Here is a 22,080-nt window from a genome sequence, read left to right on the forward strand (position 1 = left end):
GACGGAATGATGACGGTTATCGACAATCACGAGGTGCTTGCGGAGGACGGCGAAATGTCGGAAGCAAGTGCGCGCGATTATTTCGAACTCTTGAAGCCGCGGGTCATGTCGCTCGTGGTCTTCACTGCTTTTGCCGGCCTTGTGCTGGCGCCGGGTCACATCAATCCCGTCCTCGGCCTGATCGCCATTCTCTGCATCGCCGTCGGCGCCGGCGCCTCCGGCGCGCTCAACATGTGGTACGATGCCGATATCGACGCCATCATGAGCCGCACGGCGAAGCGTCCGATCCCGGCCGGCCGCATCGCGCCGTCCGAAGCGCTTGCTTTCGGCCTCGTGCTTTCAGGCTTTTCGGTTGTCATTCTCGGACTTGCCGTCAATTGGCTCTCGGCCGGCATACTCGCCTTCACCATCTTCTTCTACGCCGTCGTCTACACCATGTGGCTGAAGCGCTCGACGCCGCAGAATATTGTCATCGGTGGTGCCGCCGGCGCCTTCCCGCCGATGATCGGCTGGGCCTGCGTGACGAATTCGGTAACGATCGAGAGCACCGTTCTCTTCCTGATCATCTTCCTGTGGACGCCGGCGCATTTCTGGGCGCTCGCGCTCTTCAAGATGCGCGACTACGAGGCCGTCGGCGTGCCGATGCTGCCGAACGTCGCCGGCGAGCGGGTGACCAAGCATCAGATCGTCGCCTATGCTGTGCTGACTGCCATCTGTGCGGTGTTGCCGTCCTTCCTTGGTTTCGCGAGCGTTGGCTATGGCCTTGTCGCCGCCGCCCTCGGCGCGGTCTTCATTTACTGTTCCATCGCCGTCTGGCGGATGCCCGACGGCGATCTGAAGATGATCCCGGCGAAGAAGCTCTTCGGCTTCTCGATCTTCTATCTCTTCGCTGTGTTTTCTGCCTTGATGATCGACCGGCTGGTGTCGGTACTGGTCTCGCATCCGGGAGGTTGGTTCTGATGGAATTGGTCAAGCTCACCGAAGCGCAGCGCAAGTCGCGCCGCAACCGCAACGTCGCTCTCGGGCTGGTGCTGGCTAGCCTCGTCATTCTGTTCTATGCGATCACCATCGTGAAGATCGGCGGGGGAATGGCGGGATGAGCGAAAACGCCGCCGCACCGAAAAAGCAGGCCCGCAACAACGGCGCCGTCGTGATGATGTGTCTGAGTTTCGTCTTCGGCATGGGAGCGATGAGCTATGCTGCCGTGCCGCTCTACCGCATCTTCTGTCAGGTGACGGGCTATAACGGCACCACGCAACGCGTCGACCAGGTGTCGAGCGTCGTCCTCGACCGCACGATGCGGGTCACGTTCGACGCCAATGTCGCTCCCGGCCTGCAATGGGACTTCAAGCCGGTCGAGCGCGAAGTCAATCCGAAGATCGGCGAGACCATAAAGGTCAATTTCACCGCCGAGAACCGATCGAATGAAACCCAGCGCGGCCAGGCGGTTTTCAACGTCACGCCGGGCGAAGCGGGCGTCTATTTCAACAAGGTGCAATGTTTCTGCTTTACGGAAACGGACCTGAAACCGGGCGAAAAGCTCGAAATGCCGGTGGTGTTCTACATCGATCCGGATATCGTCAAGGCCGTGGAATCGAAAGATATCCACACGGTCACGCTGTCATATACGTTCTACCCGAAAGAGGGACCGAAGCCGGTGGCTTCGAATGCGGGTGGAGCGGTGAAGATTGAAAAGAAACTTTGATCAAGGCTCGTTTCCGGTTATGCCGGGAGCGGAGTGAAGGAAGACATCCGGGGATAGCTACATGGCCGATGCTCATCAGAAGAACCACGACTACCACATCATCGATCCGAGCCCGTGGCCGATTCTCGCCTCGCTTGGCGCCTTCATCATGGCGATCGGTGGCGTCTGCTACATGCGTTACCTCAGCGCCGGCTCCTTCAAGGTCGCCGGAATGGAACTCGCCAATCCCTGGCTCTTCTATATCGGCCTGGCGCTGGTTCTCTATGTCATGTACGGCTGGTGGGCCGATACGGTGAAGGAAGCCCATGAGGGCGCCCATACGCGCGTTGTGTCGCTGCACCTGCGCTATGGCATGATCATGTTCATCGCTTCGGAAGTGATGTTCTTCGTCGCCTGGTTCTGGGCCTATTTCGACGCCAGCCTCTATCCGAACGAAGCGATCCAGGCTGCCCGCATGGTCTATACCGGCGGTACCTGGCCGCCGAAAGGCATCGAAGTTCTCGATCCCTGGCATCTGCCGATCTATAACACCGTCATCTTGCTACTGTCGGGCACGACGGTCACCTGGGCGCACCATGCGCTGCTGCACAACGATCGCAAGGGCCTGATCCAGGGCCTGACCTTGACGGTGCTGCTCGGCATCCTGTTCTCCTGCGTGCAGGCCTACGAATATGCCCACGCTCCGTTCGCCTTCAAGGCATCGATCTACGGTGCAACCTTCTTCATGGCGACCGGTTTCCATGGTTTCCACGTTCTGGTCGGCACGGTCTTCCTGCTGGTCTGCCTGCTCCGCGCACTACGCGGCGATTTCACCCCGAAGCAGCATTTCGGCTTCGAGGCTGCCGCCTGGTACTGGCACTTCGTCGACGTCGTCTGGCTGTTCCTGTTCTTCTGCATCTACGTCTGGGGCGGTTGGGGTGCACCTGTCGCAGCCGGTTGATCGGAACGATATTCATGCAAAAGGCGGGCCTCGTGCCCGCCTTTTTTATTTCAGCGCCGGTCGCCCAACCTCTCGAAGGCCGAAGGCTCGGAAATGCCGAGGTCAAGCTGGTGACGGATGGCCTCGGCGCATTCGAGTGCCGTCAGCACGGACGTATCGACCTCCATGTCGTAGATGCCGGGCCGGTGCACTTCATCCTGCCAGCGCTGCACCGGTTCGGGAACCGGCACGTCCTCGGTGGCTCGCAGGTAGAGGGTCTCGCGCCCTTCCTGTGCGACCTCCCGCCGCTGCATGATTGTCTCGATCGGACAGCGCACACCGACAAACAGCACGGAGAAGCCTTCAAGGCGCCGGGCGCAGTCGCCGAGAACGCCGAGCGGCTGCGAATAGCTGTCGTGATGCCCGAGATCGGCCACCACATTGAGGCCCAAGCCGGCGTGAATGGCGATCGATTCATAAAGTGCTGCGTAGAGGAACGGCACCAATTCCTCGATATCCGGCCGCTCGCCGCCTGGTCTCAGGCCGATGCCGGGCAGGTAGCGCTTCGGCGTCATGGCATTGTAACTGTCGACGCCGAGGTTGATCCACGGCCCCTCGAATTCTTCCTGAATTGCGCGTGCAATGCTGGATTTACCGCACCGCGGCGCACCGTTCAGAATAATGATCTGTCCGGCATGGCTGTCATTGGTCATCAGTCTTCTTCTTCTGTTTGGTGCGAATCGGTGAGGCGAAACCGCGCAGGCATTTCCATTCGGGATGCGAATACATTATGGGAGAGTTAAGGCAGCATCGAATTGCAGCGGCCATGAGAGGCCGCTCAAAGGAACAGCATGAGCGAAGACAGCGCCCATTTCCCCCCCGTCGATCCGGTAAAAACCGGCATCAAGGGCTGCTGTCCGCGCTGTGGCAACGGTAAGCTCTTCGATGGTTTGCTCAGCCTGAAACCGCGCTGCGCCTCCTGCGGTCTCGATTATTCCTTCGCCGATTCCGGTGATGGACCTGCCGTCTTCGTCATTCTCATCGTCGGCTTCATCGTCATCGGCATGGTGCTGTGGCTGCAGGTGAATTACGGGCCGCCGATCTGGGTGCATATCCTGCTCTTCGGTCCGCTGACGATTATCCTGTCGCTCACGACGCTGCGCTGGTTCAAGGGCATCCTGATCGCCATGCAATACCGCCATAATGCCCGCGAAGGACGTCTGAGTGACTGATATCGAACATGCCGCGCCGCGCCGCCGGCTGCCTGTCTTCACCGGCATCCTGGTGCTGATCGCACTGGCCATCCTCATCTCGCTCGGCACGTGGCAGGTGCAGCGCCTCTACTGGAAGGAAGGCCTGCTCGCTGATATTGCCGTGCGGCAGGTCGCAGCCCCGGTTCCGCTTGCCGACATCGAGACGATGGCGGCTGCCGGCGGCGATATCGAATACCGCAAGGTCACCGCCACGGGCCGCTACATCAACAACAAGGAGCGGCATTTCTTCGCCACCTGGCGCGGCCGGACCGGCTTTTATATCTACACCCCGCTGGAGCTCGCCGACGGGCGTACTCTCTTCGTCAATCGCGGCTTCGTTCCCTATGAGAACAAGGAGCCGGAAATGCGCATGCAGGGCCAGCTGACGGAAGAGCAGACCGTCACCGGCCTGGCGCGTGCGAGGCTTCCCGGCAAGCCCTCCTGGCTTGTCCCCGACAATGACGTCGCCAAGAACATCTTCTACTGGAAGGATCTCGACGTGATGGCGGAAAGCGTCGGGTTGGACAAGGCGCGCGTCATTCCCTTCTTCGTCGATGCCGATTCCACTCCCAATCCGGCCGGCCTGCCGGTCGGTGGCGTCACCCAGGTAAATCTCCCCAACGACCATTTGCAGTACGCTTTCACCTGGTACGGGCTTGCCGCCGTGCTGGTCGGGGTGGTGGGGATCTCCTGGTTCCGCAAGCCCCGCAAGGCACCTGCGCAATAGTATCGCTTCAATTCTCGCTTATATTGGGCTAGAGGTCCCTAAATCTCTCAACCCGGAACAGACATGAATATTGCGGCGAAACCTCCTTTGACGATCAGGCTCTGCGGCCCGCGCGGCTTCTGCGCCGGCGTCGACCGCGCCATCCAGATCGTCGTGCTGGCGCTGAAATCCTATGGCGCGCCGGTCTATGTGCGCCACGAGATCGTCCACAATCGTTATGTCGTCGAAGGGCTGGAGGCCAAGGGCGCGGTCTTCGTCGAGGAACTGGATGAGATCCCGGCCGAGCATCGCGCCCAGCCGGTCGTCTTCTCCGCCCATGGCGTGCCAAAGTCCGTGCCGGAGGATGCGGCGAGCCGCAACCTCTTCTATCTCGATGCTACCTGCCCGCTGGTTTCCAAGGTTCACAAGCAGGCGATGCGCCACAATCGCCTTGGCCGCCATGTCGTCCTCATCGGTCACGCCGGCCATCCCGAGGTGATCGGCACGATGGGGCAGTTGCCGGAAGGGTCCGTTTCGCTGATCGAGACGATCGAAGATGCCGACTCCTACCAACCCGACGACCCCGACAATCTCGGCTACGTCACCCAGACCACGCTTTCGGTCGACGATACCGCCGGCGTCATCACCCGACTGCACGAGCGCTTCCCAAACCTGACGGCGCCGGCGGCGGATTCGATCTGTTATGCGACCACCAACCGTCAGGAAGTGGTGAAGCAGGCAGCGCCCGGCTGTGATCTCTTCATCATCGTCGGCGCGCCGAATTCGTCCAATTCCAAGCGCCTGGTCGAAGTGGCGCTCAGGGCAGGGGCGAAGAAATCGATCCTCGTGCAGCGCGCCGCCGAGCTCGACTGGGACGAGATCGGCGCGATTTCGACGCTCGGCCTTTCCGCCGGCGCCTCCGCGCCCGAGGTCATCGTCAACGAGATCATCGAGGCTTTCCGCGCCCGCTTTGACGCTCGCGTCGAATTGGCCGAGACGGTACAGGAAAACGAACATTTCCTCGTCAACCGCGAACTGCGCAATATCGAGTTGACGACGGCCGACATGGCCTTCGTCAACGGGTAGGTCGAACCTTATCGGCGCCCGGCCATTCAGCCCGGGTACTCCAACATCAACAATGCAAAGACGAGACCTCCCTTGGCAGTCTATACCGATATCGCCGAAGACGATCTGAAGTGGTTCCTGACCGAATACGATGCGGGAACCCTGCTTTCCTACAAGGGGATTGCCGAGGGCGTCGAAAACTCCAATTTTCTGCTGCATACTTCCAGGGACCCACTGATCCTGACGCTCTATGAAAAGCGTGTGGAAAAGACCGATCTGCCTTTCTTCCTGGGCCTGATGCAGCATCTCTCCGCCCGCGGTCTGTCCTGCCCCCTGCCGCTGCCACGCCGGGATGGTGCGCTGCTCGGGTCGCTGTCCGGCCGTCCGGCCGCATTGATCTCCTTCCTGGAAGGCATGTGGCTGAGAAAGCCTGAGGCCAAGCATTGCCGCGAAGTCGGCCGGGCGCTGGCCGAGATGCACGTGGCCGGCGAAGGCTTCGAGCTGAAGCGTCCGAATGCGCTTTCGATCGACGGCTGGCGGGCGCTCTGGGAGAAATCCGAGGCGCGCGCCGGCGAGGTCGAGCCCGGCCTGCAGGACGAGATCCGAAGCGAACTCGACTTCCTCTCGGCCGCCTGGCCGGCAAGCCTGCCTGCCGGCGTCATCCATGCCGACCTCTTTCCCGACAACGTCTTCTTCCTCGGCGATGATCTCTCGGGCCTGATCGATTTCTATTTCGCCTGCAACGACCTGCTCGCTTATGACGTCTCGATCTGCCTGAATGCCTGGTGCTTCGAAAAGGATGGAGCCTACAACATCACCAAGGGCACGGCGATGCTCGCGGGTTACCAGAGTGTCCGGCCACTGAGCGATGCCGAGATCGCTGCCCTGCCGGTGCTGTCTCGCGGCTCAGCCCTGCGTTTCTTCCTGACCAGGCTCTATGACTGGCTGACGACGCCGGAAGGCGCCATGGTCACCAAGAAGGACCCGCTCGAATATCTTCGCAAGCTGCGTTTCCACCGCCAGATCAACTCGCCGGCTGAATACGGATTGAGCCTATGAAACACGTCGATATCTTCACCGACGGCGCATGCTCCGGCAATCCCGGCCCCGGCGGCTGGGGGGCGGTGCTGCGCTATGGCGACGTCGAAAAAGAGCTTTGCGGCGGCGAGGCGGATACGACAAACAATCGCATGGAGCTGCTGGCGGCGATATCAGCCCTGTCGGCCTTGAAGACCCCCTGCGAGGTCGATCTCTACACCGACAGCGCCTACGTCAAGGACGGCATCTCCAAGTGGATTTTCGGCTGGAAGAAAAACGGCTGGAAGACCGCTGACAAGAAACCGGTGAAGAATGCCGAGCTTTGGCAGGCGCTGGAGGCCGCCCGCGACCGCCATAAGGTGACGCTGCACTGGGTCAAGGGCCACGCCGGCCACCCGGAAAACGAACGCGCCGACGAACTCGCCCGCAAGGGGATGGAGCCGTTCAAGAAGGGCAAGGCGGTTTCGTTTTAGAATGCGTAGTGCCTATCATTGCCGCGCCGCCCCCTGGACCAGCCGGTGCATATATTCGAGCTTTGCCACGACAGGCGAGGACAGCACGAAGGGGTAGGAGTCCGGCTGTCCCATACTGCGCTGGATGGCGTTGATCGCGAGGCTGAGCGGCACCCAGGCGCTGACCAGTTGTTCGGCGCTTCTTGCCCTGTAAGGAATGAAATCCACCTCGCCTGATATTTCCTCATGGCCGCGCGGATCGATCGCGATACCGAAGGCGCGCGCCGTTTCGAGCGTATCGACGATATGGAGGTAATGCGCGAAGCACTCGGCGAAATCTTCCCACGGGTGCGATGCGGCATAGGCGCTGATGAAATTGTCTTGCCATCCCAATGGCGCGCCGGCGGCATAGTGTTTTTCCAGAGCTGCCGCATAATCCTGCCGCTCGTCTCCGAAGACGGCGCGGAAATCGGCGAGGCCGTCGCGATCGCGCACCAGCTTGTTCCAGATGAAGTGGCCGGTCTCATGGCGGAAATGGCCGAGCAGCGTGCGATAGGGTTCGTTCATCGAGCTGCGGGCCTGTTCGCGCGTCGCATCGTCGGCCTCGGCGGCGCGGATGGTGATCAGGCCTTCTTCGTGGCCGGTCATGGCAGGCACGATATAGCCGTTGCTCTCGACCGAATCCTCGAGGAAATCGAAGACCAAGCCGCCCTGGGGATCTTGCACCCGATCCGGATGCGGCAGCCTCCAGCGCAAGAGCGAATAAAACAGATGACGTTGCGCCTGGCTGATACGCCGCCAGCGATCGATGCCGTTTTGAGTATCGGTATTTGGAACCAGCCGGTTGTGGCGGCAGGCAACGCAGAATTCGCTGTTGTCGTCGCCGTCGACCAGCCAGTTGCAGATATCGAGGCCGGCATTGGCGCAGAAGCGGACTTCGCGGCCGGGATCGGAAACCAGCTGCCAGAGTGTCTCATCGCGCGGCTCCAGCGCGTGCATGGCGAGATCGCCGGGCAGGAAGCCGAGGCGATGGTTGCAGCGCACGCATTGCCGGTTGTCGAAGTGAACGACCTGATCGCAATTGTCGCAGGCGAAAAGCTTCATCGTATATCTCTGCAAAGCACGGGGATGGTGGATTAAAAATGCCTGCCGCGCAGGGGGCGCAGCAGGCATGGTTCATGACGGATGAGCGTCTGCCTCAGAGCCGGTCGACGGCGCCCTTGAGCTTGTCCTTGACCTTGCCGGTTGCGACCTGTCCCTTGCCCTTGGCTTCCTGGATGGCGCCCTTGGCTTGCATTTCGCGATTGTCCGTGGCCTTGCCGACGGCCTGCCTGGTCTTGCCGGCAATTTCGTTTGCCTTGCCGGAAATCTTGTCGCTGGTGCTACCCATAGGTGATGTCTCCTTCGTCAGCATGGGCTTCTTGTCCATACTTGCCGAAATGAAACGTCAGCCGGAGCAATTCGTTCCAGCCATCTCGGGCCAGCCGCGCTTGAGGCCAACTGCTTCAGGCATGCCCGGCTTCGGCCGAAAGCATGGCGGCGGTAACGCCCATGCTGGCGAGCGCGCGCTCGTATTTGTCGTCGAGGCTGCGGTCGAAGATCAGTTCCTCATTGGCCGGGCAGGTGAGCCAGCCATTGTTGACCACCTCGTTTTCCAGCTGGCCGGCCGACCAGGAGGAATAGCCAAGCAGCATCGTCGCCCGCGTCGGGCCATCGCCCTTGGAAATGGCGCGCACGATGTCGAGCGTCGCCGTCAGGCAGATGTCGTCGCTGACGGGAATGCTGGAGTCGCTGGAATAATCGTCCGAATGCAGCACGAAGCCGCGGCCGCTTTCCACCGGGCCGCCGGTCTGGATCGGGAAATCGCGCGCACGCTTGGGCAGCACGATGGAATCTTCCTGTTTGATCATGTCGAGATGCAGCAGCACGTCGGTGAAGGTAAGGCTCTGCGGGCGGTTGATGACGAAGCCCATGGCACCGGCATCCGAATGCGCGCAGATATAAATCACCGTGCGCGAAAAGTTGCGGTCTTCGATGCCCGGCATGGCGATTAGGAACTGGCCATCGAAGAAGCCACGTTCCCGTCTGTTCTTCAGCGTCGATAAGGACATCGTTCCTCCTGCTGCCAACCGCACCGAGGCCTTGACGAGAGAAGCATGGGCCAATGTCACACATCAATCAACCGAAAATGAAGAATTAAATCGCCGCAGCTTCTGGCGGCCAAACACCACTTTCGGTAAACCGTTGTTCCATGATGATTATTTCCTCAGTCTCGCGTAGGCTTTTCATCGCGGTCTTTTCGGTGGCTGCAGCCTTTGTCCCCCTTTGTTCCGCCCATGCGGAAATGAGCGCGTGGGCGGAGAATGAGGGCGGCCGTATGCGCCTTGTGGCCCTGCCGGCCGATGCCGGCGGCAAAATCCGCGCCGCTCTGCAGATTGAGCAGAAACCCGGCTGGATCACCTATTGGCGAGAGCCCGGCAACAGCGGGATTCCGCCTGAGGTCATGATCGCGCCGGAGAGCGGGGTCACGCTGGAGGCTATGGCCTATCCCGTTCCGAAGCACTTTTTCAACGGCTCGATCGAGGATATCGCCTACGACGCGCCGGTGACGTTGCCGCTTTCGCTGAGGGCGGCGGGCAAAGGCCCGGTCGAGATCGACGCAACCGCCTTCATCGGTATCTGCAGGGATATCTGCATTCCCTTCCAGGCAAATTTCTCTCTGAAGCTTGGCCCTGCCATACAGTCGCGCCCGGAGGAGGAGGCGATCCTTCAGGCGGCCGATGCGACGTTGCCGAAACCGCCGTCGGCGGATTTCGGCGTCACGGCGCATGCGATGTCGCCTGACATGAAGATGCTATCGCTGACGCTGGTTTTGCCGGGCGAGGGGACTGATGCTCCCGATATCATTGTCACCGGCCCGAGCGGCCATGCCTTCACCAAGCAGATCGGCGGCAAACGCGACGGCACCACCTTGAAGGTGGATGTTGCCATCGGCAAGCTGCCGGAGAATTACAATATATCAGGCAAGCGCTGGGGCGTGCTGGTGATCGACGGCGCGCGGGCGATGGAGACCACTCTTGTCTTTGAATGACCGGCTCTTATAGTCGCCTTCGATCCTTTGCGGCGCCTGCCGCCAAGCCAGAACCCCAAAAGCCAGAACTCAAGGAGAAGACCATGACTATCGCGATCGGCGACAAGCTTCCTGCCGCCACCTTCAAGGAAAAGACGGCTGACGGCCCGGTTGAAATCACCACCGATCAACTCTTCGCCGGCAAGCGCGTCGTGCTCTTTGCCGTGCCGGGCGCGTTTACGCCCACCTGCTCGCTGAACCACCTGCCGGGTTATCTCGAAAACCGCGACACCATCCTCGGCAAGGGCGTCGACGACATCGCCGTTATCGCGGTCAACGACTGGCACGTCATGGGCGCCTGGGCACAATCGTCAGGCGGGCTCGGCAAGATCCATTTCCTCGCCGATTGGGATGCCGGCTTCACCAAGGCGGTTGGCCTCGATGCCGACCTCTCCGCCGGCGGCCTTGGCCTCCGCTCCAAGCGCTATTCGATGCTGGTAGAAGACGGCGTCGTGAAGTCCCTCAACGTCGAGGAAAGCCCTGGCCAGGCAACGGTCTCGGGTGCTGCCGCGATGCTGGAACAGCTCTGATCTTCAGCTTCCCCCGGACGAAGGGCGGCCGTTGGGCCGCCCTTTCATTTGTGTGAGCACCATGCCGAACCGATGGGGTTGAACACCATCATCGGTTTCCGCCAACCGTTAGAAACCGGAATGCACCGACGGCGGTCATCACGAGATGCCGGGCGCGTTCAGGCAGTACCCGCCGAGGCAAATGCAAACCCCGACTGAACTGCACCGCAGAAGACTATACCAATGATCGCGCCCTGCAGGCCAAACGCGCCACCGATGCCTGCTCCAGCGGATGCACCAGCGAAGTCCTCGAGGATGACTGTTCGAACTGTAGGCCAATCGACGTTGGCAAGAAGCTCAGCCGCAGTTCTGATGCTGCTACGGTAGATTTCGACGATATAGGCGGTCACTTCCGTCAACAGCCCTTGAGCCGCACCGATCGCCTCTTCGACACGCTTCTGCAACTCTGCTGTCGATTCCGCGGAGAATGCCAAATCAATGAGCTGAACAAGAAGTTTGCGCTGGTCTTGATTGATCACGCCTCTTTCCACCAGCTGATCTACGAGGCGGGTGAGATTGTCCTTGTTGAAAGGCTGCCGATCGGGCGTGGCTTGCCGCCGCTCCGCGACATATCGGCTATGTAAGACGCCAGCTTGTTCCGGCGTCAGCTGGATCGCCGCTTGTATTTGCCCCTCCTGTGCCTGCGTCTGACGAGCAAGAAGCAGCATTGCCGCGCTGATGCCGCCCACCTGCAGCATCTCTCTCTTGGTGATCACTCCGTCCATCGCGTCCCCCTCAGTGACGGTTGTAAAAAATAACGAAGAAAATCATAACGGGCATCTGTATATTAGCAATAGCTAGTATTGGCTAAGCGGGGCTGCATCCTTTCAGGTGATTACGCATCAGCTGCGAAGCAAGGGTCACCTTCGGCCTCGGCGCGCCATGCCTTGCTGCGGGCGACAAGTTTGACCGTGACGAATTCCAGCCTCCGTCATCTCATGACGTGACGAGCTTGAGATGCTGGACCCGCCGCCGATGGCGGACGGCGTAGATGCTGGTGCCACTATTCTGTTGCCATTCAATTATCTGATCGCGCCCCAATCTTGCCGCATTTGTTATAACATAACCGTAATGTTATTACATTGTAGGATCAGCTATGCCCCAGGACCCCGACCGCCCCTCCGTCAGCCTGCTGGGACAGTCGGCTTTATCTAGGGTCATCGGCATCACACTGATCCTTGCCGTCCTCTGGCTGGCGATCCATTGGGCGGTCCTGTTGCCATGACGCCATTGATCCGTCTCGTTAATCTGACGGTCGCCTATCAGAGGCACCCCGCCATCCATCATGTCTCCGGCGTCTTTGCCAAAGGTAGCCTAACAGCGATCGCGGGACCGAACGGAGCGGGCAAGTCGACGCTGCTGAAGGCGATCATGGGCGAGCTTCGTCCTGCTGACGGCAGGGTCGCGCACCGGCTTGAGCGGGCGGAATTCGGTTATCTCCCGCAGGCGGCCGAGATCGACCGCCGCTTTCCGATCTCGGTCATCGACACAGTCATGCTCGGCGCCTGGAAGAAAACAGGCGCCTTCGGCCGTATCCCGCGGGCCGAGGTGAGAAGGGCGGGCGAGGCGCTCGCCGCTGTCGGCCTCGAAGGTTTCGGCCGGCGCCATGTCGGGTCGCTCTCCGCCGGCCAGTTTCAGCGCGTGCTTTTTGCCCGCCTGCTGTTGCAGGATGCCGGCATCATCCTGCTCGACGAGCCGTTTACGGCAATCGATGCCCGCACGACCAAGGATCTCATCGATATCGTCATCCGCTGGCATGGCGAGGGGCGCACGGTAATCGCCGTGCTGCACGATTTCGAGCTCGTCCGTGCGCACTTCCCGCAAACCTTGCTGCTTGCCCGCGAGCTTATCGGCTGGGGTCCGACCGCCGAGGTCATGTCCTCGGCCAATCTCCTGAAGGCCCGCGCCATGGCCGAGCGCTGGGATGAGGATGCCGTTGCCTGCGCGCCTGAACAGGTGCCGGCGGCATGACGGCCTACGATCTCTTCCTCGCGCCCTTTGCCGATTTCGGTTTCATGCGCCGCGCCCTTGTCGCCTGCCTTTGCCTCGGGCTCGGCTCGGGACCGATCGGCGTCTTCCTGATGCTGCGGCGCATGAGCCTGATGGGCGACGCCATGAGCCATGCCGTGCTGCCGGGCGCTGCCATCGGTTATCTCGTCGCCGGCTCGCTGTCGCTGACGGCGATGGGCCTCGGCGGTCTGATCGCCGGCCTGTCGGTGGCGCTGCTTTCCGGCGCCGTCAGCCGGATGACCGTGCTGCAGGAGGATGCGAGCTTTGCCAGCTTCTATCTCGCGTCACTGGCGCTCGGCGTCCTGATCGTCTCGCTGCGCGGCTCGAATATCGACCTGCTGCATGTGCTCTTCGGCACCATCCTGGCGATCGATGCGCCTGCCCTTTACCTGATCGGCGCGATCACTTCGCTGACGCTCGTCATCCTCGCCTTCATCTACCGGCCGCTGGTGGCGGAATGTTTCGATCCGGGGTTTCTGCGCGCCGTCGGCGGGCGCGGACCGGTCTATCATGTGCTCTTCCTGCTGCTCGTGGTGTTGAACCTCGTCGCCAGCTTCCAGGCGCTCGGCACGCTGATGGCGGTCGGCCTGATGATGCTGCCGGCGGCCGTCGCCCAGCTCTGGTCGCGCAGCTTGGCCGCGATGATGGCGATATCAGCCGCAAGTGCTGCCACATCCGGCTATCTCGGCCTGATCGCCTCCTACCATCTCGAACTCGCATCCGGCCCGACGATCATCATGACGGCGGCTGTGATTTACGCCTTTTCTATTCTTTTCGCGCCCTCCGGCCTAGCCCGGCGCTTCTTTCCCCGCCCGCATTTGAAGGGCTGATCCCAAGGAGACTTCGATGACTTCGCGCACACTGCTTATCTCCGCAGCTATCCCCGCTTTGATGGCGTTCTCCACTATACCCGCCTCGGCCGAAACGCTGAAGGTTGTGGCGTCCTTCACAGTGCTTGCCGATGTCGTCAGGGAGGTCGGCGGCGATCATGTCAAGGTGACGAGCCTCGTTGGGCCGAACGGCGACCCCCACGAATTTGAACCGTCCCCGGCCGACGCCAAGAATTTGAACGCGGCCCAAGTCACCTTCGTCAGCGGCGAGGGGCTCGAAGGCTGGATGGACCGGCTGATCACTGCCTCGGGTTACAAGGGCAAGCCGGTCACCGTCTCCGAAGGTATCAACACCCGCACTATGGAAGAGGACGGCGAGACGATTACCGATCCGCATGTCTGGAACAGCCCCGTCAACGTCAAGGTCTGGGTCGCCAATATCGAAAAGGCGCTTTCCCTAGCCGATCCCGCCGATGCAGCCGCCTTCAAGACCAATGCCGAGAACTACACCAAGAAGCTTGACGAACTGAACGCCTACGCCCATGCGAAATTCGACAAGGTTGCCGACGACCGCCGCAAGGTGCTGACCAGCCATGATGCCTTCGGTTATTTTGGTCGCGAATATAATGTCAGCTTTCTCGCGCCTCTTGGCCTGTCGACCGAAACGGAAGCATCGGCAGCCGATGTCGCCAAGCTGATCAAGCAGATCAAGAGCGAGCACGTGAAGGCCTATTTCTTCGAAAATTCCAACGATCCGCGCCTCGTCAAACAGGTCGCCAAGGCAACCGGTGCAGAGCCCGGCGGCGAGCTCTATGTCGAATCCCTTTCCGATGCCAAGGGCCCGGCGCCGACCTATGAGAAGATGTTCCGGTACAATGTCGACCAACTCGCCGCCGCCATGGCCAAATCGAGCTGACGATCGAGGGCTGCGGGGTTTGCCCCGCGGCCCTTACAGATGGAGGTCGAAGACCAGGATGCCGGCCAGGCCTCCGTCCGTCGACGAGACGATGCGCTCGCCAACGCTCACATGCTCGGGATGGATGAGATAAGCGTCGCGGGCCTCGGGGCTTTCAAAGGTCACGGCAAAACCGTCGACGAAGCCGCCGTGCAGGCCCTCGGGCGAAACGTTCGGCCCATGTTTGATATCCAATATGCCGGGAATGACCTGCTTCAGGGCGGCAATCGCATCGAACAGCGACTGCTTGTCGTCGATCGTCATCGCGGTCTTCAACCGCAGGAACACGCAGTGCAGGATCATCATGGTCCTCCCGATTTCTTTGGGAGGAGAATAGCGACGAAAGCCGCAAGGGCAATGAGATTGTTTCTCGCAAACGTTGCGTCGCGCCGGGAGCCGGCGGGATCGCCAGATTACATCTGGTCGGTTTTGACCAGCGGGCGCTTATAGATCTTCTGGACGAGATCGCTCGCTAGCGCGCGAGCTTCGTCCTTCTGGCTTGCCGTCATCGGCCGGCAGGTGTTCCTGGTGTTGGAGCGGTCGAGCACTGTCGTAGAACCGGAATTGGCGATGACGAGATGCCAGCTGCATGATGCGACCCGGTCAATAGTCACAGCCCCATGGCAGCCTGTGGACAGGCAGAAAGCGACGGTCGTCTGCGCACCGTGGTCGCCTTTATGCGCCAGCTCAACAGCAGCCTTGAAATCCTTGACCCAACGCTCGCAATTCGCCTGCTTTTCCCCCGACGGGCAGCTTTTGGTGACGGAACGGATGTCACCGGCCTGAAGCGGCGCCACGCAGAAAACGCCGATCGCGACGGCGAGCAGAAACTTGAGCATCAAATTCTCCTTATGCAATGGAGAACAGGCGCACATCGCGGACCATCGGTCAATGGCCTTCGACAGAAAGGAGGTGGCGCGCCGCCGCGGCGCGCTGAAAGCGACAGGATCGGCCGCGTCCCTCAGGCTCGTTTGGTCAGCGGAAACCGGTCCCGAAGCAGGCGCAGGATCGATTCGGAGGGCATTGGCGGCCCGAAGTGATAGCTCTGCCCGTAGTTGCAGCCCATCTTGGCGAGTTCGATCGCATCCTCGTTGGATTCGATCCCTTCTGCCACCACCTTCATCTCTAGCTCGCGCGCCATTGATATCACCGATTTCAATACGGTGGCCTTCTTGTCGCTGCTGCCGCGCACCAGCGCCTTATCGAGTTTGATCGTATCGAAGGGGAAGCGCGTGAGATAGGCAAGCGACGAATATCCGGTGCCGAAATCGTCGAGCGCGAGCCCGATGCCGGCTTCCTTCAATTTCTGCAGCACGAGGCGGGCCTGTTCCGGATTTTCCATCACCATGGATTCCGTCAGTTCGAGCTTGAGGCGCGAGGGCTCGCAATGCGTCTTGGCGAGAACCGAACGCACGTCGTCATAGAGTTCGTTGTTGAGCAGTTGCACGCTCGACAGATTGATCGAGACGAAGATCGGCAATTCGCCCGTCTGGTTCTGCCAGCCCATCAAATCGTTGGTCGCCTGTTCCAGCGCGAACATGCCGAGCGGGCCGATGAGATCGGAGGCTTCGGCAATCGGAATGAATTCGGAGGGCGGGATATTGCCGCGTTTGGGATGTTCCCAGCGCATCAGCGCCTCGAAACCGGCGATCTCGACATCCTCCAGCCGCGCGATCGGCTGATAGACCATCGACAGTTCCTTGCGCTCGATGGCGCGGCGCAGATCGGTTTCGAGTTGCAGCCGGTCGGTGCCGAAATCGCGGAAGGCCGGTTGGAATGGCTCGACGCGGTTGCCGCCGGCTCGTTTTGCCCGGTACATCGCAAGCTCGGCGTCGCTGAGCAGGCCGCTGGCGCTCTCCTGCCGGTCCACCCAGGAAGCGAGGCCGACCGAGGCCGTCAGAATGATCTCGCGATTGGCGAAGTTGATCGGCACCATGATCGCCTTGCTGATCGCATCGGCAAAATCGGCGACCTTGGTCGGATTGTGCTCGGAAACGAGGATGAGGCCGAACTGGTCGCCGGAAAGCCGCGCCAGCGTATCCTGCGGCTTCAAGAGCCGGCGCAGACGTCGCGTCAGGGCGATGAGAATATTGTCGCCGGCAGCGACCCCGAGTGAATCGTTGACCAGCTTGTAGCGGTCGATATCGATCACCATCACGGTCGGCCTGAGTGTTTCTCCCCCCGGCGCCAGCGCCAGCACCGCCTGCAGGCGGTCGAGGAAGACCTGCCGGTTCGGAAGCCCCGTCAGATTGTCATGCAGCGCATCGTGCAGCAGCCGCTCGACGGAATTCTTCTGCTCGGTCACATCGACGATCGTGCCGACGCAGCGGATGATCTCGCCGTTCGAGCCGAGCACCGGCCGGGCGCGGATCAAGAGCCAGTGGAAATGCCCGTCCTCGGCGCGGATGCGGAACTCGTGGTTCAGCCGCCCGCGCCTGTGTTCGAGCAGCACGTCGAGGGTGGCGCGGAAGCGGTCGCGGTCGTCGGGATGCAGCCGCGGCAGCCAGTTGCGCGCCGCCCCATGCATGGTGCCCGGCGATAGGCCGAGTTTGGTCGAGACGTCGGGAATGGTGACCACGCGGTCACGCGCCACGTCCCAGTCCCACACCATGTCGCCGGAGCCGGTGAGTGCCAGCGACTGTCGTTCGAGATCGGAAAACAGTCCCTGCTGGAAGGCGCCGCCGGCAAAAGCGTGCTGCATGACGGTAAACCCGATCAAAAGCACGATGAGCACGAGACCGCCGCCGAGCGCAGGCTGGATGATGTCGTTGTCGAGCCGGCCGGTGACCGTCAGCCACGCGCCGAACAGCCAGACGAGCGTCAGCGCCCATGCGGGCACGAGCAGAATGGCGCGGTCATAGCGGTTGAAGCCGAGATATATGATCAGCAGCAGGCCGGTCGCCGCCGTCAGCGCGAAGGAAAGCCTGGCGATGCCGGCTGCGATTGAGGGGTCGTAGATCGCCACGCCGAAGAGCAGGGCAAGGCCGAGCACCCAGGCAAGCGTGGCGTAACCGAGATGCGCATGCCAGCGGTTGAGGTTGAGATAGGTGAAGAGGAAAATGACGAAACTGGAGGCGAGCGCTACCTCCGCGCAGGCGCGCCATATTCGCTGGTCCGCCGAAGCGACGCTGATGAGCTTGCCGAGAAAGCCGAAGTCGACGCAGATATAGCCGAGCACTGCCCAGGCAAGCGCTGCGGTCGCCGGCAGCATCGAGGTGCCCTTGACGACGAAAAGAATGGTGAGGAACACGGCGAGCAGGCCGGCAATGCCGAGCACGATGCCGCGATAGAGCGTGAAGGCGTTGATCGTGTCCTTGTAGGCGTCCGGCTCCCAGAGATAGATCTGCGGCAGCTCCGGCGTCGACAGTTCGGCGACGAAGGTGATGACGGCGCCGGGGTTCAGCGTGATGCGGAAGACGTCGGCCTCGTCGCTCGGCTGCCGATCGAGCGCGAAGCCTTCGCTCGGCGTAATCGCGCTGATGCGCTGCGAGCCGAGATCCGGCCAGAAGAGCTTGGAATTGACCAGACGGAAATGCGGCGCGACGATCACGCGCTCGAGCTGTTCTTCCGAGACGTTGGCGAGCGCGAAGACCGCCCAGTCGCCCTGATGGTTTTCCGAGCTTGCCCTGACTTCGATGCGGCGGCGGATGCCGTCGGCGCCGGCCGCCGTCGAAACCTGGAAGGCCTCGCCCTGGTTGGCATAGATTTCGGTCGTCGCAGTCAGGTCGAGCGCGGTATCGTCACGGGAAATCTTCACCGGTTCGGCCGCCTGGGCAACGCCCGCCACGAAGGCGAAGGCTGCCAGGAAAAAGGCTGCGATCACCGCGATCACTCGTCCGGACGGTGACTTGGGCAGCATGCGGTCTCTGGTCATCGGCTGTCGGTTTTCCTGCCTTTATCCGTATCGGTGGCGAGACGTGAAAACATCACATGGTCGTGCCACTGACCGTTGATCTTTAAATATCCGCGCAGATAGCCTTCCCGCTGAAACCCGGCTTTTTCAAGCAGACGGATGCTGCGCGCGTTATCTGGAATACAGGCTGCTTCGATACGGTGCAACTCAAGCCCGGAGAAGATGTAAGGAATAACCATTTGCAGGGCTGCGAACATATGCCCCTGACCGGCATGGCGTTCGCCCATCCAGTAGCCGATCATGCAGCTTTGCGCCGCACCCCTTCTGATGTAGCCGATTGTGATGCCGCCGACGAGCGTCATGTCGTCCTTGAGGAAAATGAACAGGGGAACCGCCTGGCCCGAGGCATATTCCTGCTTTCCGCGGATCACGCGGGCACGATAAGCGCCTTCCGTCAGCTCGTCGCGCCGCCAGGTCGGCTCCCAGGGTTCCAGGAACTTGCGGCTTTCGGCGCGCAGCCGGTGCCACTGGTTGAAGTCCTGGTAGCGCGGCAGGCGCAGCAGATACCGGTCATTCTCCAGCTCCACCGCTTCCGGCTGCCGCGACAGGAACCGAAAAACCGATTTTGGCATCGATCACTCCCGGCAGAACGGACGGCGGCTCAGAGGCTTGCCTGCATCGTTTTCGGCGCCGGGGCCGAAAGCGAGGCTTTGATGTCTTCCATCGGCGCAAGCTGCTCAAGCGGCCCGATCGCTGAAAGCGTCGGCACCGTGTCGTAGAACAACCGGCCGGCGAGATCGGTCAGCCGTTCGATGGTGATGCCTTCCAGCCGTTCCATCATTTCGGGATTAGAGATCGGGCGGCCGTAAAGCATCATCTGCCGGGCGATCTGGCCGGCGCGGGCCGCCGGGCTTTCCTGGCCCATTAGCAGCTGGGCGCGGATCTGGGCGCGGGCGCGCTCGATTTCCTTCTGGTGGATCGCATCGGCGGATTTGTGCAGTTCGTCGATGATGACAGGCACCAGCTCCGGCAGATTTTCGCCGCCGGTCGCGGCATGGATGCCGAAGATGCCGGTGTCGGAAAAGCCCCAATGGAAGGCATAAACGGAATAACAGAGGCCGCGGAACTCGCGCACTTCCTGGAAGAGCCGCGAGGACATGCCGCCACCGAGGATATTGGCCAGAATCTGGGAGCAGTAAAAATCGCGGGCATGGTAAGGCTTGCCCTCGAAGCCGAGCAGGATCTGCGCGTCCATCAGGTCGCGCGGTTCGCGCACGCTGCCGCCGATGTAACGGGCCGCTTCCATGACCGGCGTGGCGGAAGGCTGGGTCGGCAGGCTCGCGAAGCGATCCTCGACCATGCGGACGAATTCCTCGTGCTCGACGGCGCCGGTCGCCACCACGAACATGCGGTCGGTCGTGTAGTTGCGGCCGAGATAGCCCCGGATCTGCTGCGGCGTGAAGGAGACGACGGTTTCCGGCGTGCCGAGGATCGGCCGTCCGAGCGTCTGGTCGCGATAGGCAGCCTCCGAGAATCGGTCGAACACCACGTCGTCGGGCGTATCGTTGGCGGCGTTGATCTCCTGCAGGATCACCTGCTTCTCGCGCTCCAGCTCCTCCTCCTCGAAGGCCGATTCCGTCAGGATATCGGCGAGGATGTCGACGGCGAGCGGTACGTGATCCTTGAGGACACGGGCATAATAGGACGTCGTCTCGGTCGAGGTCGCGGCATTGACCTCGCCGCCCACATCCTCGATCTCCTCGGCGATCTGGCGGGCCGTGCGGCGCGCCGTGCCCTTGAAGGCCATGTGTTCGAGCAGGTGGGCGATGCCGTGCTCGTCTTCCGTCTCGTTACGCGATCCTGATTTGATCCAGACTCCAAGCGCGACGCTTTCAAGGTGCGGCATGGTCTCGGTGACTACTGTCAGCCCGGATTTGAGCCGGGTGCACTCAACTGTCATTGGCTATCTTTCTGCGCCTGCCGTCGTCTCGCCGCGGGCGTGTTTGCCGATAAAGGTTTCCACGGCCTTAAGCTCCGGTTTGATGATCTGGAAGCGCTCCTCCCTGTGCATCAGATCAGCAAGCCACGTCGGAAGCGCCGGGTCAATACCGGAGGCGGATTTTACGGCGGCGGGGAATTTCGCCGGATGTGCGGTCGAAAGCGTCACCATCGGCGTATTCGGCTTCTCCTTCTTGGCGGCGACGAAGACGCCGATCGCCGAGTGCGGATCAAGGAGATAGCCGGTCTCGGCATGGGTCTTGCGGATCGTTTCGGCCACCTGCTTTTCGCTGGCGCGCCCGGCGCGGAAGTCGCGGCGGATCGCCTTCAGCGCTGCCGGCGCGATCTCGAAACCGCCCGATTGCTTGAGGCTGTCCATCGCAGCGCGCACCTTGGAGGCGTCGCGATCATAGGCTTCGAAAAGCAGCCGTTCGAAATTCGACGAGATCTGAATGTCCATCGAAGGTGAAGTCGTCGCCTTCACCGCCTTCATGTCGTAGCGCCCGGTCTTCAGCGTCCGCGTCAGGATGTCGTTCTCGTTGGTGGCGATCACCAGCCGGTCGATCGGCAAGCCCATCCGCTTGGCGCAGTAGCCGGCGAAGATGTCACCGAAGTTGCCCGTGGGCACGGTGAACGAGATTTTCCGGTCCGGTCCGCCGAGCGCGACCGACGCCGTGAAATAGTAGACGATCTGGGCCATGATGCGCGCCCAGTTGATCGAGTTGACGCCGGATAGGCGAACCTTGTCGCGAAACGCAACGTCGTTGAACATCGCCTTCACCAAGTTCTGGCAATCGTCGAAATTGCCCTCGACGGCAAGCGCATGCACATTCGACGAAGACGAGGTGGTCATCTGCCGCTGCTGCACCGGCGAGACCTTGCCATGCGGGAAAAGGATGAAGATGTCGGTGCGCTCGCGCCCGGCGAATGCGTCGATCGCCGCCCCGCCGGTGTCGCCCGAAGTGGCGCCGACGATCGTCGCCCGCTCGCCGCGTTTTTCCAGCGCATAATCCATCAGCCGTGCGAGCAGTTGCATCGCCACATCCTTGAAGGCGAGCGTCGTGCCGTGGAAAAGTTCCATGACGAAGCTGTTCGGCCCGGTCTGGACGAGCGGCGCGATCGCCGGGTGGCGGAACGTGCCGTAGGCCTCGTCGATCATCGCCCGGAAAGTGTCCTCGGGGATCTCGCCGTTGGTAAAGGGCGACAGGATGATGAAGGCAATCTCCTGATAGGTCTTGCCCCGCAGGCTGCGGATCTCCTTCTTGGAAAAGCTCGGCCATTTCCTCGGAACGTAGAGCCCGCCGTCGCGTGCAAGCCCCGTCAGCAGGGCGTCGCAAAAGCCGAGGGAAGGGGCCTCGCCGCGGGTCGAGATGTAGTCCACGTTGGTCATCCTTGATCTATCGCTGAAGGAAATTCGGGTCGGCGTGAGCGCAACAGCGGTCTGCCGGAAATCGGAAAGGGGTCGGCTTGGAGGCGAGCATCGCAGGTATCCTGTTGAAGTTGCCTGCGTCCGGCTTCGAAAAGTGCATCAAAACGGTGCTTACCCAATCGATTTTTCTTTGCGCCGCTGATATAGACCATCGCAAACCGTCATGAA

Annotated in this window: 26 protein-coding genes; 15 read left to right on the plus strand and 11 right to left on the minus strand. The window is 61.4% G+C overall.

Annotation, left to right across the window (positions count from 1 at the left end):
- Nucleotides 1-9 precede the first annotated feature (9 nt).
- The 4 genes from EFQ99_RS07825 to EFQ99_RS07835 all read left to right on the plus strand — a co-directional run bounded on the left by EFQ99_RS07825 (nucleotide 10) and on the right by EFQ99_RS07835 (nucleotide 2,645).
- Nucleotides 10-960: a heme o synthase gene (locus EFQ99_RS07825; protein ID WP_126920862.1), complete on the plus strand. Its 951-nt coding sequence runs from the start codon at nucleotides 10-12 to the stop codon at nucleotides 958-960.
- Complete coding sequence (locus EFQ99_RS34940) at nucleotides 960-1,100, plus strand: hypothetical protein (RefSeq protein ID WP_164736347.1); 141 nt, start codon at nucleotides 960-962, stop codon at nucleotides 1,098-1,100. The genes EFQ99_RS07825 and EFQ99_RS34940 overlap by 1 nt, the downstream gene beginning before the upstream one ends.
- On the plus strand, nucleotides 1,097-1,705 hold the full coding sequence (locus EFQ99_RS07830; RefSeq protein ID WP_126920427.1) for a cytochrome c oxidase assembly protein: 609 nt from the start codon (nucleotides 1,097-1,099) through the stop codon (nucleotides 1,703-1,705). The genes EFQ99_RS34940 and EFQ99_RS07830 overlap by 4 nt, the downstream gene beginning before the upstream one ends.
- Before the next feature lie 61 nt (nucleotides 1,706-1,766).
- Nucleotides 1,767-2,645: a cytochrome c oxidase subunit 3 gene (locus tag EFQ99_RS07835; RefSeq protein WP_126920429.1), complete on the plus strand. Its 879-nt coding sequence runs from the start codon at nucleotides 1,767-1,769 to the stop codon at nucleotides 2,643-2,645.
- A 50-nt stretch (nucleotides 2,646-2,695) separates the two neighbouring features.
- On the opposite strand, the gene EFQ99_RS07840 is transcribed toward EFQ99_RS07835, so the two are convergent.
- Nucleotides 2,696-3,337, minus strand: coding sequence for a chloramphenicol phosphotransferase CPT family protein (locus EFQ99_RS07840; RefSeq protein WP_126920431.1), 642 nt, complete (start codon nucleotides 3,335-3,337; stop codon nucleotides 2,696-2,698).
- A gap of 138 nt (nucleotides 3,338-3,475) precedes the next feature.
- Here EFQ99_RS07840 and EFQ99_RS07845 point away from each other — a divergent pair, with 138 nt between their 5' ends.
- The 5 genes from EFQ99_RS07845 (at nucleotide 3,476) to rnhA (ending at nucleotide 7,159) form a co-directional block, all read left to right on the plus strand.
- Nucleotides 3,476-3,856 (plus strand): DUF983 domain-containing protein, encoded by a 381-nt coding sequence (locus EFQ99_RS07845; protein WP_126920433.1) that lies wholly within the window; start codon nucleotides 3,476-3,478, stop codon nucleotides 3,854-3,856.
- Nucleotides 3,849-4,604 (plus strand): SURF1 family protein, encoded by a 756-nt coding sequence (locus tag EFQ99_RS07850; protein ID WP_126920435.1) that lies wholly within the window; start codon nucleotides 3,849-3,851, stop codon nucleotides 4,602-4,604. Before EFQ99_RS07845 ends, EFQ99_RS07850 begins: the two co-directional genes overlap by 8 nt.
- 63 nt (nucleotides 4,605-4,667) lie before the next feature.
- Complete coding sequence (gene ispH, locus EFQ99_RS07855) at nucleotides 4,668-5,669, plus strand: 4-hydroxy-3-methylbut-2-enyl diphosphate reductase (RefSeq protein ID WP_126920436.1); 1,002 nt, start codon at nucleotides 4,668-4,670, stop codon at nucleotides 5,667-5,669.
- A 72-nt stretch (nucleotides 5,670-5,741) separates the two neighbouring features.
- Complete coding sequence (locus tag EFQ99_RS07860; protein WP_126920438.1) at nucleotides 5,742-6,707, plus strand: homoserine kinase; 966 nt, start codon at nucleotides 5,742-5,744, stop codon at nucleotides 6,705-6,707.
- Complete coding sequence (gene rnhA, locus EFQ99_RS07865; protein WP_126920440.1) at nucleotides 6,704-7,159, plus strand: ribonuclease HI; 456 nt, start codon at nucleotides 6,704-6,706, stop codon at nucleotides 7,157-7,159. Before EFQ99_RS07860 ends, rnhA begins: the two co-directional genes overlap by 4 nt.
- Nucleotides 7,160-7,174: 15 nt before the next feature.
- On the opposite strand, the gene EFQ99_RS07870 is transcribed toward rnhA, so the two are convergent.
- The 3 genes from EFQ99_RS07870 to EFQ99_RS07880 all read right to left on the minus strand — a co-directional run bounded on the left by EFQ99_RS07870 (nucleotide 7,175) and on the right by EFQ99_RS07880 (nucleotide 9,249).
- Nucleotides 7,175-8,242 (minus strand): zinc-binding metallopeptidase family protein, encoded by a 1,068-nt coding sequence (locus EFQ99_RS07870; protein ID WP_126920442.1) that lies wholly within the window; start codon nucleotides 8,240-8,242, stop codon nucleotides 7,175-7,177.
- Nucleotides 8,243-8,336: 94 nt separating this feature from the next.
- On the minus strand, nucleotides 8,337-8,528 hold the full coding sequence (locus EFQ99_RS07875) for a CsbD family protein (RefSeq protein WP_126920443.1): 192 nt from the start codon (nucleotides 8,526-8,528) through the stop codon (nucleotides 8,337-8,339).
- Nucleotides 8,529-8,643: 115 nt separating this feature from the next.
- Nucleotides 8,644-9,249 (minus strand): YqgE/AlgH family protein, encoded by a 606-nt coding sequence (locus EFQ99_RS07880; protein ID WP_126920445.1) that lies wholly within the window; start codon nucleotides 9,247-9,249, stop codon nucleotides 8,644-8,646.
- Nucleotides 9,250-9,389: 140 nt separating this feature from the next.
- On the opposite strand from EFQ99_RS07880, the gene EFQ99_RS07885 reads away from it, so the two are divergent.
- Both EFQ99_RS07885 and EFQ99_RS07890 read left to right on the plus strand, forming a co-directional pair.
- Nucleotides 9,390-10,229, plus strand: a complete 840-nt coding sequence (locus EFQ99_RS07885) for a protein-disulfide reductase DsbD domain-containing protein (RefSeq protein WP_126920447.1) — start codon at nucleotides 9,390-9,392, stop codon at nucleotides 10,227-10,229.
- A gap of 83 nt (nucleotides 10,230-10,312) precedes the next feature.
- A complete protein-coding gene (locus EFQ99_RS07890) occupies nucleotides 10,313-10,798 on the plus strand; it encodes a peroxiredoxin (RefSeq protein ID WP_126920449.1) in 486 nt (161 codons plus the stop codon).
- A 158-nt stretch (nucleotides 10,799-10,956) separates the two neighbouring features.
- Here EFQ99_RS07890 and EFQ99_RS07895 read toward each other — a convergent pair whose 3' ends face one another.
- Nucleotides 10,957-11,562, minus strand: a complete 606-nt coding sequence (locus tag EFQ99_RS07895) for a hypothetical protein (protein WP_126920451.1) — start codon at nucleotides 11,560-11,562, stop codon at nucleotides 10,957-10,959.
- A 371-nt stretch (nucleotides 11,563-11,933) separates the two neighbouring features.
- Between EFQ99_RS07895 and EFQ99_RS35975 the strand changes: the two genes are divergently transcribed.
- Genes EFQ99_RS35975 through EFQ99_RS07910 form a run of 4 tightly spaced genes read left to right on the plus strand, consistent with a single transcriptional unit; the run spans nucleotide 11,934 to nucleotide 14,593 of the window.
- Nucleotides 11,934-12,062: a hypothetical protein gene (locus EFQ99_RS35975; RefSeq protein WP_281024222.1), complete on the plus strand. Its 129-nt coding sequence runs from the start codon at nucleotides 11,934-11,936 to the stop codon at nucleotides 12,060-12,062.
- Nucleotides 12,059-12,808, plus strand: a complete 750-nt coding sequence (locus tag EFQ99_RS07900) for a metal ABC transporter ATP-binding protein (RefSeq protein ID WP_126920454.1) — start codon at nucleotides 12,059-12,061, stop codon at nucleotides 12,806-12,808. Before EFQ99_RS35975 ends, EFQ99_RS07900 begins: the two co-directional genes overlap by 4 nt.
- Complete coding sequence (locus EFQ99_RS07905) at nucleotides 12,805-13,677, plus strand: metal ABC transporter permease (protein ID WP_126920456.1); 873 nt, start codon at nucleotides 12,805-12,807, stop codon at nucleotides 13,675-13,677. The genes EFQ99_RS07900 and EFQ99_RS07905 overlap by 4 nt, the downstream gene beginning before the upstream one ends.
- A 16-nt stretch (nucleotides 13,678-13,693) precedes the next feature.
- Nucleotides 13,694-14,593, plus strand: coding sequence for a metal ABC transporter substrate-binding protein (locus EFQ99_RS07910; RefSeq protein WP_126920458.1), 900 nt, complete (start codon nucleotides 13,694-13,696; stop codon nucleotides 14,591-14,593).
- A gap of 33 nt (nucleotides 14,594-14,626) precedes the next feature.
- Here the strand turns inward: EFQ99_RS07910 and EFQ99_RS07915 are convergent, their stop codons facing one another.
- The 6 genes from EFQ99_RS07915 to thrC all read right to left on the minus strand — a co-directional run bounded on the left by EFQ99_RS07915 (nucleotide 14,627) and on the right by thrC (nucleotide 21,873).
- Complete coding sequence (locus EFQ99_RS07915; protein WP_126920863.1) at nucleotides 14,627-14,935, minus strand: Dabb family protein; 309 nt, start codon at nucleotides 14,933-14,935, stop codon at nucleotides 14,627-14,629.
- A 110-nt stretch (nucleotides 14,936-15,045) separates the two neighbouring features.
- Complete coding sequence (locus tag EFQ99_RS07920) at nucleotides 15,046-15,471, minus strand: hypothetical protein (protein WP_126920460.1); 426 nt, start codon at nucleotides 15,469-15,471, stop codon at nucleotides 15,046-15,048.
- A 122-nt stretch (nucleotides 15,472-15,593) separates the two neighbouring features.
- A complete protein-coding gene (locus EFQ99_RS07925) occupies nucleotides 15,594-18,506 on the minus strand; it encodes a sensor domain-containing phosphodiesterase (protein WP_126920462.1) in 2,913 nt (970 codons plus the stop codon).
- The gene (locus tag EFQ99_RS07930) at nucleotides 18,503-19,117 is read right to left on the minus strand and encodes a GNAT family N-acetyltransferase (protein WP_126920464.1); all 615 of its coding nucleotides are present in this window, start codon (nucleotides 19,115-19,117) and stop codon (nucleotides 18,503-18,505) included. Before EFQ99_RS07930 ends, EFQ99_RS07925 begins: the two co-directional genes overlap by 4 nt.
- 29 nt (nucleotides 19,118-19,146) lie before the next feature.
- Complete coding sequence (locus tag EFQ99_RS07935; protein ID WP_126920466.1) at nucleotides 19,147-20,445, minus strand: M16 family metallopeptidase; 1,299 nt, start codon at nucleotides 20,443-20,445, stop codon at nucleotides 19,147-19,149.
- A 3-nt stretch (nucleotides 20,446-20,448) separates the two neighbouring features.
- Entirely contained in the window at nucleotides 20,449-21,873 is a 1,425-nt protein-coding gene (thrC, locus tag EFQ99_RS07940) for a threonine synthase (protein ID WP_126920468.1), read from the minus strand.
- Between the last annotated feature and the right edge of the window lie 207 nt (nucleotides 21,874-22,080).

Origin of the sequence: Rhizobium vallis, from assembly GCF_003985155.1 — a bacterium.
Classification (GTDB): Bacteria; Pseudomonadota; Alphaproteobacteria; order Rhizobiales; family Rhizobiaceae; genus Rhizobium; species Rhizobium vallis.